Raw genomic sequence first — 15,017 nt, 5'->3', positions numbered from 1 at the left:
CTTTCGTCCCGGCCGTTCGACCACGCTTCCTGCTATCCTTCCGGTGTGCCGGGATCAACGCTTCTTTGCAAGCGCGCCATCGGCTGTGTAGAGCTTCTCGGGCAATGGATCGCAGGCTGAAGGGGACAGCGGCAGATGAGCGACAGGAAGGGCGACGATCTCGGCCGGCTATCGGAATTGCGGGCGCAGATCGATGCGATCGACGAATCCATCCACCGGCTGCTCATGCAGCGCGCGACGGTCATCGACGCGCTGATCGCCGTGAAGGGCCACCAGAAGAACGGCGCGGCCTTCCGGCCAGGGCGAGAGGCCGACATGATGCGCCGGCTCGTCGCGCGGCACAGCGGGCATCTGCCCATCACCGCAGTGGAGCATCTCTGGCGCGAAATCATCTCGACCTTCACGGCGCTCCAGGCCCCCTTCGAGGTCGCCGTATCGACCGGCGGAGACGTCGCGAGCGCGGTGGAGACGACCCGCTTCACCTGCGGCTTTTCCGTTCCCATGCATCTGGTGGACCAGGCCGATGCCGTGATCGAGCGCGTCGGCAAGGCGGATGACTGGCTCGGCATCGTGCTCCTGAAGGAACAATCCGGCCCCTGGTGGGAGCGCCTGGGGCGCGCGGCCATCGTCGCGCGGCTGCCCTTCCTGGCACAGGACGGCCGGCCCGCGGGGGAGCCGGCCCTCGTGCTGGCGCCGCCGCTCGCCGACCCGGTCCCTTTCGAGATCGAGTGCCACGCCGTGACGACGGCGCAGGCTACGCCCCTGGCCGACGGGGCGCAGGAGCTCGCCCGTTGCGTGGATGCCGCCGGGCTGCACAGGCTCGTCGCGGCACCGCGCGGCCTCGGCCCGCTGCCGGCGGCGATGGACGGCCATCTCGACATTCGGCCGGTCGGGGGCTATGCCGCTCCGGTGCAGCTGCAGGAGCGGCGCAGCTAGAGACGACGAGTTCCGGGGACACCAGGATGCAGACCCTGACGACGGCGCCCGTGCCGAGGCCGGGCGTATTGGATATCGAAGCCTATGTGCCGGGCAAGAGCCACGCGCCGGCCGGTATCCGGCTGCATAAGCTGTCGTCCAACGAAACGCCGCTCGGCCCCTCTCCCGCCGCCCGCGCAGCCCTGACGCAGGCCAGCGAGCGGCTGGAGCTCTACCCCGATCCGCAGGCGACGCGGCTGAAGGCGGCGCTGGCGGATCGCTACGGGCTGAACCCCGCGCGGATCATCTGCGGCAACGGCTCCGACGAGCTCCTGAGCCTCCTGGCCAATGCCTATTTGTCCGAGGGGACCGAGGGCATCTACACCGAGCACGGCTTCCTCCTGCATCGCACGGCCATTCTGGCGGCGGGCGCGAAGGCGGTCATGGCGCCCGAGCGCGACGCGCATGTGGACGTCGATGCCATCCTCGAGCGCGTCAACGCGCGGACGCGCATGGTCTACATTGCCAATCCCGGAAACCCGACCGGCACCTATATTCCCTTCGACGAGGTGCGGCGCCTGCATGCCGGCCTGCCGCCGGCCTGCATCCTGGTGCTCGATGCCGCCTATGCGGAATATGTGCGCCGCAACGACTACGAGGCCGGCATCGAGCTGGTTTCCGGCTCGAATAACGTGGTCATGACGCGGACCTTCTCGAAGATCCACGGGCTGGCGGCGCTGCGCGTCGGCTGGATGTACGTGCCGGAAACCATCGCCGACGCGGTGGAGCGCATCCGCGGGCCCTTCAACCTGAACGCGCTCGCCATCGCCGCGGCGGCAGCCTCCACTGCCGATACGGCGCATGTCGAGGAGACGGTCGCCTACAACAACGAATGGCTGCCGCGCCTGACCGAAGGTTTGACGGCGCTGGGGCTCGGCGTCACGCCCAGCGTCACCAACTTCGTGCTGATCCATTTTCCGCAGGATGCCGGAAAATCGGCGGCCGAGGCCGACCGCTTCCTGGTCGAGCGCGGCTTCGTGCTGCGCGCGGTCGGCGGTTACGGTTTCCCACATGCGCTGCGCATGACCATCGGCTCGCCGGAGGCCAATGAGGGCGTCCTGGCGGCGCTGGCCGAGTTCATGGCCCGATGACCGAGCCCCTGTTCAAGCGCGTCGCCCTTCTGGGCATCGGCCTGATCGGCTCGTCCATCGCCATCAACCTGCGCGAGCGGGGACTGGCAGGCCACATCGCCATCGCCACCCGCCGGCCGGAGACGCTCGATCGCGCCCGGGAGCTCGGCCTCGGCCACAGCTACCACAGCGATTTCGCCGATGCGGTGGCAGGCGCCGATCTCGTCGTGCTCTGCGTGCCCGTCGGCGCCTGCACCACGGTGACGAAGGCCATCGCACCAGCCTTGGCGCCGGGCGCCATCGTCACCGATGTCGGCTCGGTCAAGGGCGCGGTGGTGGAGGCGATGCAGCCGCATCTGCCGGCGCATGTCGAGTTCGTCCCCGGCCACCCCATCGCCGGCACCGAACAGTCCGGGCCCGATGCCGGCTTCCTCGAACTCTTCGAGAACCGCTGGTGCATCCTGACCCCGGTCGAAAATGCCGATCCGCAGGCCGTCGCGCGGCTGCGCCGCCTGTGGGAAGAGATGGGCTCGCAGGTCGAGACGATGACCCCGTCGCATCACGACCTGGTCCTTGCCATCGTCAGCCACGTGCCGCATCTCATCGCCTACAACATCGTGGGCACGGCGGCGGACCTCGAAACGGTCACCCAGTCGGAAGTCATCAAGTTCTCGGCGTCGGGCTTCCGTGATTTCACGCGCATCGCCGCGTCGGACCCGACCATGTGGCGCGACATCTTCCTGACCAACCGCGAAGCGGTGCTGGAAATGCTGGCGCGCTTCTCGGAAGATCTGTCATCGCTGCAGCGGGCCATCCGCTGGGGCGATGGCGATGCCCTGTTCGACCTGTTCACGCGAACGCGCGCCATACGGCGCTCCATCGTGGAAGCCGGCCAGGACACGGCCGACGCCAATTTCGGGCGCCAGCCGCACCGCAAGGACGCCTGGAACGAAACGACCGCGGAGTAGCGACAAGGTCGCACGCGCGGGAGACGAAGGACAAGATACGATGACCGCGCTGCAACAGGATACATCGGCCAAGGCGACGACGGTTTCGATCATCGCCGCCGTCAGCCTGTGCCATATGCTCAACGACATCATGCAGTCGATGCTGGCGGCGATCTATCCGCTGTTGAAAGCCGACTTCGCCCTGTCCTTCGCGCAGATCGGCGTTCTGACCCTCGCCTTCCAGATCACCGCATCGCTGCTGCAGCCCCTCATCGGCATCGTGACCGACAAGCGCCCCATGCCCTACTCCCTGCCCGTCGGCATGGGCAGCACGCTTATCGGACTCGTCACCCTGTCGCAGGCGCACAGCTACGGCATGCTCGTGGCCGGCGCCTGCCTGATCGGCTTCGGCTCGGCGATCTTCCATCCGGAAGCCTCACGCGTGGCACGGCTTGCCGCCGGCGGGCGCTTCGGCTTCGCGCAGTCCTTCTTCCAGGTCGGTGGCAATGCCGGCACGGCGCTCGGACCGCTCCTGGCGGCCTTCATCGTGGTGCCGAACGGCCAGCGCAGCGTCATCCTCTTTGCCGGGCTCGCGCTCCTGGGCATCGCCATCCTCGGCTGGGTTGCGCGCTGGTATGCCGAGCAGCATCGCGCCAGCAAGGGGCGGCCGGCCGCTGCGCGCACGCTGCTCCTGCCGCGCAACGTGGTGCTGCGGGCGGTGCTCATCCTCGTGCTCCTGACGACGATCAAGAACGTCTACATGTCGAGCTTCTCAAGCTACTTCACCTTCTATGCGATCGACCGCTTCGGGCTCGACGTCCAGGCCTCGCAGCTCATGCTGTTCCTGTTCCTCGGGGCAGCCGCCGCCGGCACCTTCCTGGGTGGCCCGATCGGCGACAGGTTCGGCGCGCGCTTCGTGATCTGGTTCTCGATACTGGGCGTCATTCCCTTCGCCCTGATTCTGCCTTACGCCAACCTCTTCTTCACCGGCGTCCTGGCGGCGATCATCGGCTTCGTCCTTGCTTCGGCCTTCCCGGCCATCGTGGTCTTTGCGCAGGAACTCCTGCCGGGCCGGGTCGGCTTTGTGGGCGGACTGTTCTTCGGCTTCGCCTTCGGCGCCGGCGGACTGGGTGCGGCCCTTCTGGGCGGCCTTGCCGACGAATGGGGCATCGCCAACGTCTACTGGGCCATTTCGCTCATGCCGATCCTCGGCCTGGCGACGATCTTCCTACCCAGGCTCGACCGTCAAGCCTGAAGCGTAAGGACCTATAGCGCCAGCGCGCGGCGGCGATCCTGCGCGATGAGCTGGCGGATTTGGCGCACGATCTGGTCGGCATGGGCCGCGGCGATGCGGTCCGCCGCCTCGATATCGCGGGCTTCCACCGCGCCGATCATCTCCTCGTGCTCCTCCACGTAGCGGGCGGGGAGACGATCGTCGAAGCTGGAATAATAAAGCCGCAGGATTCGCCGCCCCTCGTCCAGCAGCCGCGTAAACAGGCCGATGTAGTAGGGATTGCGCCCTGCCTCGGCGATGCGCGCATGGAAATCGCGGTTGGTGGCGATCATGCCCAGCGCATCCTGCCGGCGCACCGCATCGGCAAAGGCCGCCTGGCCGGCGCGGATGGAAGGCAGATCCTGCGGCTGGTGATACTCGGCCGCCAGACGGGTGGTGACCCGGTACATCAGCGTGAGCGCGTCGAAGAAGGTGTGCAGATTGACGAAATCGATGTTGGAGACGATCGTCGAGCGGTTGGGCAGCGTCGTCACCAGCCCCTCGCCGGCCAGCCGCACGAGCGCTTCGCGGATGGGCGTCCGGGACATGGACAGGCGCTCGGATATCAGAATTTCGTCGATCGGGCTTCCGGGGGCCAGACGCAGGTCGATGATATCGTCGCGCAGCTGCTCGTAGACGCGGCGCACACCTTCGCCGCGCTTGCGCTCGGCCGTGGCGGGTTCGGGGCGTTCACTCATAAGGGTCGCCTCACCGGACAACGAAGCCGTGGGCGAAGGGATCGCGATCATCGATGAAGATGGTGTTGTAGCCGGTCATCCGCGCCCATCCGGCAATCGAGGGAATGATGGCGTCGCGGTCGCCCACACTGGCGGCAGCCTCGACGCGGCCGGCAAACAGGCTGCCGATGATCGATTCATGCACGAAGTCGTCGCCCACGCGAAGGCGCCCCTTGGCGGCGAGCTGCGCCATGCGGGCCGAGGTGCCCGTCCCGCAGGGGGAGCGGTCGATGGCTTTTTCACCATAGAAGACGGCATTGCGCGCATGGGCCTCCGGCACCGTCGCCGCGCCGGTCCAGAGGATGTGCGACAGGCCCCGTATCTGCGGATGCTCCGGATGGACGAAGTCATATTTGGCGTTCAGGGCCGCGCGCAGCCGGGGCGACCAGCCGATGAGTTCGCCGGCCGTGTGGTCCGCCAGATCTCGGAAATTACGCTGCGGATCGACGATGGCGTAGAAATTGCCCCCATAGGCGACATCGACCACGATTTCCCCGAGCCCCTCGACCTCCGCCGTCAGGCCCTCGGAATGAAGGAAACCCGGCACGTTGGTCAGCCGCACCTCCTCCACGAAGCGCCCCTCCTGCCGATAGGCGACCTCTACCCTGCCGGCCGGCGTATCGAGCGCCAGGCGGCCGGGCGTGCGGGGTACGATCAGCCCGTTCTCCAGGCCCATCGTGACGGTTCCGATGGTCCCGTGCCCGCACATGGGCAGGCAGCCCGATGTTTCGATGAACAGGATGGCGACATCGCAGTCGGCCCGCGTCGGCGGATAGAGGATGGAGCCGGACATCATGTCGTGCCCGCGTGGCTCGAACATCAGCCCGGTGCGCACCCAGTCATACTCCGCCAGGAAATGTGCCCTGCGCTCCAGCATGGTGGCGCCCTCGAGGCGCGGACCGCCGCCGGAGACAAGGCGGACCGGGTTGCCGCAGGTATGGCCGTCGATGCAGGAGAAGGTGTGTGTGGTCATGGAGCACTCGGTTTATGCCGGCCTGCGGGGTCACGCGTCGGCGCAATGAACCAAATATACACGGAGTATACAAGCCCGGTGCGTGTGCCGGAGTGCAGGACCGGCAGCGTTGACACGCACCGCCCGGCTCTTCACAATTCGCAGTAATGATTATCGTTCATTATAATGAACATTTGGAGTTTGCAGCATGCTTGCGTTGAAGAACCCGTCGCTCCTGCGGGACGCCTGCCTTCTGGACGGCGCCTGGGTGGACGCAGACGACGGATCGAAGGTGGATGTCACCAACCCTGCCAACGGATCGGTGGTCGGCACCGTCCCGTCGATGGGCGCGGCTGAGACGGAGCGTGCCATCGCTGCGGCGGCGCGGGCCTTCCCGGCCTGGAGCGCCCGGCCTGCCAAGGAGCGTGCCGCCATTCTGCGGCGCTGGTTCGAGCTTCTCGTGGCCAATGCGGACGACCTTGCCGCGCTGATGACCGCCGAACAGGGCAAACCCCTGGCGGAAGCACGCGGAGAGGCGCTCTATGCGGCGTCCTTCGTGGAATGGTTCGCCGAGGAAGCCAAGCGCGTCTATGGCGAGACGATCCCCGCGCCGACGCAGGACAAGCGGATCATCGTGCTGCGCCAGCCGATCGGCGTGACGGCCGCCATCACCCCCTGGAACTTCCCGGCTGCCATGATCACACGCAAGGCTGCGCCGGCCCTGGCGGCGGGTTGCCCGATGATCGTCAAGCCGGCCATGCAGACACCCCTCACCGCGCTCGCCTTGGCGGCGCTGGCCGAGGAAGCCGGCGTTCCGGCGGGCATCCTGCAGATCGTCACCGGCAAAGCGGCCGCCGTGGGCGGCGCGCTCACGCAGAGCGCGACGGTGCGCAAACTGTCCTTCACGGGATCGACCGAAGTCGGCCGCGTGCTGATGGCCCAGTGCGCGCCGACCATCAAGAAGCTGTCGCTCGAACTCGGCGGCAATGCGCCCTTCATCGTCTTCGACGATGCGGATCTGGATGCCGCAGTGGATGGCGCCATCGCCTCCAAGTACCGCAATGCGGGGCAGACCTGCGTCTGCTCCAACCGCATCTACGTGCAGTCCGGCGTCTACGACGCCTTCGCGCAGAAGCTTGCGGAGCGGGTGCGTTCCCTGACCGTCGGCGACGGCACGCAGGCGGGTGTGGTGATCGGCCCGCTGATCGACGCCAAGGCCGTCGAGAAGGTGGAAGAGCATATCGGCGACGCCGTCGCCGCGGGCGCGCAGGTCCTCGTCGGCGGCAACCGCCATGAACTCGGCGGCACCTTCTTCGAGCCGACCGTGCTGACCGGCGTCACCAAGGCCATGAAGGTCGCGCGGGAGGAGACGTTCGGCCCCGTCGCGCCGCTGTTCCGCTTCGACGACGAGGCGGACGTTATTGCAGAGGCCAATGATACGGAGTTCGGCCTGGCCGCCTACTTCTACACCGAGAACGTACGACGGACCTGGCGCGTGGCCGAGGCGCTGGAATACGGCATGGTCGGCCACAATACCGGGCTCATCTCCAACGAGGTTGCGCCCTTCGGCGGGGTCAAGCAGTCCGGCCTCGGCCGCGAGGGCTCCCACCTCGGGATCGAGGAGTATCTGGAGGTCAAGTACCTCTGCTCGGCCGTGGCCTGACGGCGCCCGTCAGCCCGCATCCCGTTCGACGATCCAGGCATGGTCCGGGTGGTTGCGGAAGCGCCACTTGCGCAACGGCCCGGCCATGACGTTCAGGTAATACATCTCGTAGCCGTACGGCGCACCGCAGGGGTGGTGGCCGCGCGGCACGAGGACGAGATCCCCGTCCGCCACGGCCATGGTCTCGTCCAGACTGCCATCTTCGGTGAAGACACGCTGAACGCCGAAGCCCTGTGACGGGTTGAGACGGTGATAGTAGGTTTCTTCCAGATAGGTCATATCCGGAAAGGCGTCCTCGTCATGGCGGTGCGGCGGATAGGAAGACCAGTGCCCCTGTGGCGTGAAGACCTCCGTCACCAGGAGGGAATCGGCGACATCGCGGTCTTCCATGGCGATGGCATTGATGGCGCGGCGGTTCGTGCCCTTGCCGCGCTGCGTGGTCACGATGCCGTCCGGCCCGAGCCGCGCCGCCGGACGCCCGGTGCCGCCCGGCGCCGAACAGACCGCCAGGGTCGCATCGGTGGTCGCCACGGCGTCGAAGGGCGCCCCGGCCGGCACGTAGATGGCATGCGGCGGCGTGCCCTCGAAGACGCTCATCCGCTCGCCCGCTTCTCCGAAATCGATGCCGTCGGCGCGGATCCTCGCCTTGCCCTCCACCAGGACCAGAATGGCTTCGCGCCCCTCCAGCCGGTCCTCCACCCTGTCGCCCGGCGCCAGGCGGTAGAGGTCGAAGCCAACATAGGTCCAGCCCGCGCTTTCCGGGGTCAGATGATGGACGCGCCCCTTCTGCACTGTGGGCTTGCGCAGGAGCGGGCTCATGCGCCCTCTCCTGCCGGTGCGGTGTCGAGCCCGGCCTTGCGGGCCATGTCTTTCAGCGCGTTAAGGCCCATCGACTGGTAGCGGTGCGGGTGGCGGATGGCGGGGTCCTGCTCCGCCTCGATGACCAGCCAGCCGGAATAGCCGTGGCGCGCCGCCTCCTGGAGGACGGGCAGGAAGTCGACCCCGCCATCCGGGTCCCCCGGAACGGTGAAGACGCCGGCCCGCACGCCGTCGAGGAAGGTCAGCCTGTCGCCCCGCACGCGCTGCATCACCTGCGGGCGGACATTCTTGCAATGGATGTGCCCGACGCGCCCCATATAGCGGCGCGCCAGCGCCAGCGGATCGGCCCCGCCGAAGAAGGCGTGCCCCGTATCGAGGAGCAGGCGCGTCGCCGGGCCGGTGGCGTCCATGAAGCGGTGAATGTCCTCCTCGCTTTCGACCACGGTCCCCATGTGGTGGTGGTAGACGAGCGGCAGCCCCTCGGCGGCGATGCGCTCGGCAAAGCGCTCCATGTCTTCGCCGAAGCGCGCCATGCGCTCGGCCGTCAGCATGGGACGCTCGGCCAGCGGAATATCGGCGCCATGGATGGCGTTTGACGTTTCGGCCGCGATGAAGACCGTGCCGCCGGCTTCCAGCGTCATGGCCACCTGGCGGCGCGCCGCGTCGAGTTCCGCCTCCACCGAGCGCGTCAAGAGGTGCGTCGAGTACCAGCCGCCCACGAAGGCCAGGCCGTAGGCATTGAGGGCCGCTTTGAGGGCGGTCCCGTCATCGGGCATCTTGTGCCCTTTCTCGATGCCGTCGAAGCCGATGGCGCCGGCCTCGGAAAGGCATGTCTCGAGCGTGATGTCCTGGCCGAGGCTCCGGTCGTCATCGTTCGACCAGGCGATCGGGTTGGTGGCGTAGCTGATCATGCGGTCCTCAATCCGGGCGCTGGTTGCGTCTGTCGGCTTCATAGGCGGCGCGCGCGGCCGTCACGGCAGAGCGTTCCGAAACTTGCGGCACGGCCACGTCCCACCAGGCGCCGCCCGCCTTGGTGGTGGGCATCGGATCGGTATCGATCACGATGACGCTGACGGACCGCCGTGAGCGGGCCTCCCGCAGAGCCGCTTCCAGCCCGGCAATGTCAGCCACCTTCTGCGCATGCGCGCCCATGGCGGCCGCATGGGCGGCAAAGTCGATGGCCGATGGCACGACGTGGCGGGCCGTATCCAGAAGGTTGTTGAAGCTTTCGCCGCCACAGGCCATCTGCAGGCGGTTGATGCAGCCATAGCCGCGATTGTCCAGAAGGACGACCGTCAGCCTGTGGCCGAGCATGACGGCGGTGGCGAGTTCGCTGTTCATCATCATGTAGCTGCCATCGCCGACCATGACGACGACCTCGCGGTCCGGACGGGCCATGGCGACGCCCAGCCCACCGGCAATCTCGTAGCCCATGCAGGAAAAGCCGTATTCGAGATGGTAGCCGAAGGGCTGGCTTGTGCGCCACAATTTGTGCAGCTCCCCCGGCAGGCCGCCCGCCGCGCAGACGAGGATCGCATCCTCGCCCACCCCGCGTTGCACGGCGCCGATCACCTGCGCATCGGAGGGCAGGTGATTGGCGGCCGGTGCGGGAACGGCCGTCGCCGCATCGACCGCCGCGTTCCATTCCGGCATGAGGCCTGCGTCCAGAGCGGGCGCCTGCCAACCCGACAGGGCATCGGCAAGATGCGTCAGGGCGCTTCTGGCATCGGCCACCAGGGTCATGGCATCGTGCTTGCCTGCGTCGTAGGCGCCTATATTGATCGACAGGAGCCGCCGCTCCGGGTTGCGGAACAGCGCCCAGGACCCGGTCGTGAAATCGGCGAGCCGCGTGCCCACGGCAATAACGAGATCGGCCTGTTCCGCGGCGGCATTGGCGGCCGAACTTCCGGTCACGCCGATGGAGCCGAGGTTGCAGGCATGATCATGCGGCAGCGACGATTTGCCGGCCTGCGTCTCCGCGACCGGGATGCCGCACCCTTCGGCAAGTCGCGCAAGCGCATCCATGGCGCCCGAATACAGGACGCCGCCGCCGGCCACGATGAGCGGGCGGCGCGATGCGGCAATGGCAGCGACGGCCGCCTCTAATTCGACCGGATCGGGCTCGGGGCGGCGCTGGCGCCAGATGCGCGGGGCAAAGAAGCTTTCGGGGTAGTCATAGGCATCCGCCTGCGTGTCCTGGCAGAAGGCCAGGGTGACGGGACCGCAATCGGCCGGGTCCGTCATGGTGCGGAAGGCGCGCGGCAGGGCCGTCAGAAGGTGTTCCGGGCGGGAGATCCGATCGTAGTAGCGGCTCACCGGCCGGAAGCAGTCATTGGCCGATACGGTGCCGTCGCCCATATCCTCCACCTGCTGCAGCACGGGGTCGGGCGCGCGGTCGGAAAAGACGTCGCCCGGCACGAACAGGACGGGCAGCCGGTTCACATGGGCCAGCGCCGCCGCCGTGACCATGTTGAGCGCCCCCGGGCCGATGGAGCTCGTCACCATCATGGCGCGGCGGCGGCCCAGCGTCTTGGCATAGGCGATGGCGGCGTGGGCCATGCCCTGCTCGCTATGGCCGCGCCAGGTGGGGAAGCTGTCCCCCGCCCCATAGAGAGCCTCACCCAAACCGGCCACGTTGCCGTGGCCGAAGATCGCCCAGGCACCGGAGAGGAACGGCTCCCCGTCCTCATTCAACTGCGCCGCGCAATAGCGCACCATGGCCTGCGCCGCCGTGAGCCGGATCGTCTTCATGGTTGCGTCCCCGTCCCTGCGGCCCGGGCCGCGTCCCATATGTCGCACAGGCGCTTGTAGCGGGCGGCCATGTCGGCCGCGGCGGCAGCATCGTCGATGCGCCCCGCAAACCAGTCTGCCGCGACCGCGCCGAAGATGCTGCGCCCCACCGCAAAGCCCTTGACCAGCGGGAAGCCGGCCGCCACCGAAAAGCAACGGGCAAGATCGTCCTCCGGCGCTTCCAGTCCCAGGACGACGATGCCCCGCGTGTGCGGATCGTTGCGTTCGATCGCATCGACGGCGCGGCGCCAGGCCTCCGGCTCACGCATCGGCTCGAGCTTCCACCAGTCGGGGAAGATCTCCTCGGCATAGACCCGCTCGATGATGTCGGCCGTGGTGGCCGCATCGACAGGGCCGACGCGTGAGGGGATGACCTCCAGGAGGAACTCCAGATCGTTGGCGCGCGCCGCCTGCGCCAGCCGCTTCAGCGTGGCCAGTTGCGTGTGCCACAGATCCGCCGGGTCATCGGGATGGCAATAGCACAGCACCTTGACCACATGCTCGCGCGGCCAGGCATCGAGCGCGCTGCCCCAGTCCAGCCCGAGCTCTTCCAGTTCCAGCGGGCGGGAGCCCGGCAGTTCGACCGGCCGGCCGATCCACAGGCCCGTGCCGGCGGCGGCGTGCAGGGCCTGGCGGCCAAGCCTGTCGTCGCACAATATGCCGTAGCCTGCATCGCCCCCGGCATCGGCCACCTGGCGTGCCGCCGTCAGGCAGACCTGTTTGAACCGCGCGATCGAGTCCGGCGCGGCCCCCGCGACGGCTTCGAGCTGGGAGCGGTGGTCGAAGGCGAAGACGCGCAGTTGGGGCCAGTCGCCGCGCCGGTTGGTGGACCAGTGGATCTGTTCCAGCGGTCGATCGTGCCGCAGCGCCGGCGTCACCACCCCGCGCTCCAGGAAGAAGTCGAGTTCGGCCCGGGACGGATAGGCCGGCGCGCAGCCATGGCGAGAGACCGCCAGCGCCCCGCAGGCATTGGCGTATTCCAGCGTCCGGGGCCAGTCGGCGCCGCCGAGCCAACCATAGAGGAGCCCCGACATGAAGCCATCGCCCGCGCCGAGCACGTTGAACACTTCGATCGGGAAGCCCGGCCCGCTTTGTCCGAGTTCCAGCCGGTCGGGAATGTCGCCGTCAAAGGCGACGGCCCCCATCGGCCCGCGCTTGCAGACGAGCGTCGCGGGCGTCACCGCGCGCACGGCCCGCAGGGCGGCAAGCGTATCGGTGGTGCCGCCGGCGATGTGGAACTCCTCTTCAGTCCCGACGATGAGGTCGAAGAGCGGCAGATGGGCCATCAGGCGGCGCGTCACCGCGTCGGACTCGATGTAGCGGCTCTCTCCGGCATCGTGTCCTGCAAGGCCCCAGAGATTGGGGCGGTAATCGATATCGAGCGCCGTGCGGGCCCCGCATTGCCGGGCGATGCGCACGGATTTCAAGACGGCGGCCTCGGTGCGGGGGTGCGACAGATGCGTGCCCGTGGCCACCGTCGCACGCGCCTGCGCGATGAAATCGGGGTCTATGTCGGCCTCTGTCAGGGCCATGTCGGCGCAGTTTTCGCGGTAGAAGATGAGGGGAAAGGAGTCCTCGTCGCGGATGCCCAGGATGACGAGCGCGGTCAGGCGTTCGGAATCGGTGACGACGCCGCGCGTATCGACCCCCTGCGCGGCGAGCGTCTCGCGGATGAAACGGCCCATATGCTCGTCGCCCACCCGGGTGATGACCGCCGACCGCAAGCCCAGACGCGCGGTGCCGCAGGCCATGTTGGTGGGCGAGCCGCCGATATATTTGCGAAAGGATCGCATGTCCTCGAGCCGGCCGCCCACCTGCGCGCCGTAGAGGTCCACCGACGATCGGCCGATGGTGATCACATCGAGGTTCATACCGTGCCTCCGAGCGACGCTTCCAACGCCGCCATTTCCTGCCCGCCGGCCATCATATCCTGCAATTCCTCCGGTTGAACCTCGCCCCGGCGTGCGGTGCCAAGCGTCTTGCCCCGGTTGAGAACGGTGAACCTGTCGCCGACCGCCATGGCATGGCGCACATTATGGGTGATGAAGACGACACCGATACCCTGCTTGCGAACCCTGTCGATGGTGGACAGGACATTGGCCGTCTGGCGCACGCCGAGCGCCGATGTGGGCTCGTCGAGGATCAGAACCTTGGCGCCGAAATAGGCGGCCCGGGCGATGGCGACGGTCTGCCGCTCGCCGCCCGACAGCGTGCCGACGGCCTGGTCGGCCATGCGAAGCTGGATGCCCATGCGGCGCATCTCCTCCATCGTCACGCGGTTGGCGGTCTCAAAGTCGATCAGCCGCAACGGGCCGAAACGCCGGACCGGCTCGCGACCCATCCAGAAATTGCGCGTGACCGACATCAGCGGAATCATCGCCAGATCCTGGTAGACGGTGGCGATCCCCGCATCCATTGCATCGCGCGGGCTTTCGAAGACGACGTCCCGGCCCTCGACCAGCATCGTGCCCCCGCTCGGCCGATGGACGCCCGACATGGTCTTGATAAAGGTCGATTTGCCGGCGCCGTTGTCGCCGAGCAGGCAGTGGCACTCGCCTTCGTTCACGTCGAAGGACACGCCGCTCAGCGCGATGACGGGTCCGAAGTGCTTTTCGATGCCGCGCATCTCGATCAGGGGCATCACCGCTCTCCCGTGATGGTGCGGCGGATCCACGTATTCATGATGACCGCCATGATCAAAATGGATCCGAGGAAGACCCGGAACAGCGAACTTTCCGCCTGGGCGAAGAACAGGCCCTGCTGGACCACGCCGAAGATCAGGGCGCCCAGCGCCGCGCCGATGACGGAACCGTAGCCACCTGTCAGGAGCGCCCCGCCGATGACGACGCAGATGATGGCCTCGAACTCCTTCAGGAGCCCGCGATCGGCCGCGGCGGAACCGAACTCCATGACCTGGCAGGTCGCGAAGACGGTGGCGCAGAAGGCGGTGAACATGAACATCAGGATCTTCACGCGGTCCACCGGCACGCCGACATAGCGCGCAGCCTGCGCATCGCCGCCCGCCGCGAAGATCCAGTTGCCGAAGCGGGTGCGCGTCAGCAGAACATGGGCGAAGACGATGAGGATGAGCGCCCAGACCACGACCATGGGAATGCCGTCCACCACCGGCTGCCCGGCACGCGTGCCCCGCCCGAAGACGGCGATGACGCCGTGCTCGGCCAGCCAGGTGAAGAGACCGGTCAGGATCTTGCCGCCGAACAGGCTTGCGAGCCAGTCGCCCTGCGCACGCTCGGCCACGCCGCCGATGATGGTCTGGCGTGTCGTCAGGATGGCGAGCCAGATGGTCAGCCCGCGCAGGATGTACAGGAAGGCAAGCGTGACGATGAAGCTCGGCAGGCCCGTGCGGATCACCAGCCAGCCGTTGAGGGCCCCGATGGCGAGCGCCACCAGGAAGGCGCACAGGATGGCGAACCAGACCGGCAGCCCCCATTGCACCGACAGGATGGCAATGACGATGCCCGCAAAGCCGATCATCGAGCCGACCGACAGGTCGAACTCCCCGGCGATCATCAGGAGGCAGGCGCCCACCGCGATGATGGCGAACTGCGCGGAGACGACCGTCCAGTTCATGATGCCCTGTGCGGCGAACATGCCCGAATCCCGGGCGATCAGGAAAAAGAACGAGAAGACGAGGATGGCGCCGCAGATAGCGCCCAGTTCCGGACGGATCATCGCCCGGCGCAGTCCCGACATCGTCTTCACGCGTTCATCGGCATGTGCCGTCATGGCCTTAACCTTTCGGACGAACGGGTTCGAAACGGTCCGGGCGG

Annotated in this window: 13 protein-coding genes; 5 read left to right on the top strand and 8 right to left on the bottom strand. The window is 67.6% G+C overall.

Annotated elements, in window-relative coordinates; genetic code table 11:
• Nucleotides 1–135: 135 nt before the first annotated feature.
• From pheA to AUL30_RS05170, 4 genes are read left to right on the top strand one after another with little or no spacing between them, the layout of a single operon-like run.
• Nucleotides 136–936 carry a chorismate mutase gene (gene pheA / locus AUL30_RS05185; protein WP_062226776.1) on the top strand — a complete coding sequence of 267 codons (801 nt, stop codon included), beginning with the start codon at nucleotides 136–138 and terminating at the stop codon, nucleotides 934–936.
• A 26-nt stretch (nucleotides 937–962) separates the two neighbouring features.
• Entirely contained in the window at nucleotides 963–2,066 is a 1,104-nt protein-coding gene (locus tag AUL30_RS05180) for a pyridoxal phosphate-dependent aminotransferase (RefSeq protein WP_062226775.1), read from the top strand.
• Nucleotides 2,063–3,013: a prephenate/arogenate dehydrogenase family protein gene (locus AUL30_RS05175; RefSeq protein ID WP_062226774.1), complete on the top strand. Its 951-nt coding sequence runs from the start codon at nucleotides 2,063–2,065 to the stop codon at nucleotides 3,011–3,013. The genes AUL30_RS05180 and AUL30_RS05175 overlap by 4 nt, the downstream gene beginning before the upstream one ends.
• 40 nt (nucleotides 3,014–3,053) lie before the next feature.
• Nucleotides 3,054–4,247: an MFS transporter gene (locus tag AUL30_RS05170; protein ID WP_062226773.1), complete on the top strand. Its 1,194-nt coding sequence runs from the start codon at nucleotides 3,054–3,056 to the stop codon at nucleotides 4,245–4,247.
• Nucleotides 4,248–4,258: 11 nt separating this feature from the next.
• Here the strand turns inward: AUL30_RS05170 and AUL30_RS05165 are convergent, their stop codons facing one another.
• A complete protein-coding gene (locus AUL30_RS05165; protein ID WP_062226772.1) occupies nucleotides 4,259–4,963 on the bottom strand; it encodes a GntR family transcriptional regulator in 705 nt (234 codons plus the stop codon).
• A 10-nt stretch (nucleotides 4,964–4,973) separates the two neighbouring features.
• On the bottom strand, nucleotides 4,974–5,975 hold the full coding sequence (locus tag AUL30_RS05160; protein ID WP_062226771.1) for a 4-hydroxyproline epimerase: 1,002 nt from the start codon (nucleotides 5,973–5,975) through the stop codon (nucleotides 4,974–4,976).
• 187 nt (nucleotides 5,976–6,162) lie between these two features.
• On the opposite strand from AUL30_RS05160, the gene AUL30_RS05155 reads away from it, so the two are divergent.
• Nucleotides 6,163–7,617, top strand: a complete 1,455-nt coding sequence (locus AUL30_RS05155) for an NAD-dependent succinate-semialdehyde dehydrogenase (RefSeq protein ID WP_062226770.1) — start codon at nucleotides 6,163–6,165, stop codon at nucleotides 7,615–7,617.
• Between the two features lie 9 nt (nucleotides 7,618–7,626).
• On the opposite strand, the gene iolB is transcribed toward AUL30_RS05155, so the two are convergent.
• From iolB to AUL30_RS05125, 6 genes are read right to left on the bottom strand one after another with little or no spacing between them, the layout of a single operon-like run.
• Nucleotides 7,627–8,436, bottom strand: a complete 810-nt coding sequence (iolB, locus tag AUL30_RS05150) for a 5-deoxy-glucuronate isomerase (protein ID WP_062226769.1) — start codon at nucleotides 8,434–8,436, stop codon at nucleotides 7,627–7,629.
• Nucleotides 8,433–9,347 (bottom strand): myo-inosose-2 dehydratase, encoded by a 915-nt coding sequence (gene iolE / locus AUL30_RS05145; protein ID WP_062226768.1) that lies wholly within the window; start codon nucleotides 9,345–9,347, stop codon nucleotides 8,433–8,435. The genes iolB and iolE overlap by 4 nt, the downstream gene beginning before the upstream one ends.
• A gap of 7 nt (nucleotides 9,348–9,354) precedes the next feature.
• Nucleotides 9,355–11,187: a 3D-(3,5/4)-trihydroxycyclohexane-1,2-dione acylhydrolase (decyclizing) gene (gene iolD, locus AUL30_RS05140; protein ID WP_062226767.1), complete on the bottom strand. Its 1,833-nt coding sequence runs from the start codon at nucleotides 11,185–11,187 to the stop codon at nucleotides 9,355–9,357.
• Nucleotides 11,184–13,097 (bottom strand): bifunctional 5-dehydro-2-deoxygluconokinase/5-dehydro-2-deoxyphosphogluconate aldolase, encoded by a 1,914-nt coding sequence (locus AUL30_RS05135; RefSeq protein WP_062226766.1) that lies wholly within the window; start codon nucleotides 13,095–13,097, stop codon nucleotides 11,184–11,186. The genes iolD and AUL30_RS05135 overlap by 4 nt, the downstream gene beginning before the upstream one ends.
• Entirely contained in the window at nucleotides 13,094–13,867 is a 774-nt protein-coding gene (locus AUL30_RS05130; RefSeq protein WP_062226765.1) for an ATP-binding cassette domain-containing protein, read from the bottom strand. The genes AUL30_RS05135 and AUL30_RS05130 overlap by 4 nt, the downstream gene beginning before the upstream one ends.
• Complete coding sequence (locus tag AUL30_RS05125; protein ID WP_062226764.1) at nucleotides 13,867–14,973, bottom strand: ABC transporter permease; 1,107 nt, start codon at nucleotides 14,971–14,973, stop codon at nucleotides 13,867–13,869. Before AUL30_RS05125 ends, AUL30_RS05130 begins: the two co-directional genes overlap by 1 nt.
• Nucleotides 14,974–15,017: the final 44 nt, after the last annotated feature.

Source organism: Aureimonas frigidaquae, assembly GCF_001463905.1.
GTDB lineage: Bacteria > Pseudomonadota > Alphaproteobacteria > Rhizobiales > Rhizobiaceae > Aureimonas > Aureimonas frigidaquae.
This window is presented reverse-complemented; position numbering and strand designations above follow the sequence as displayed.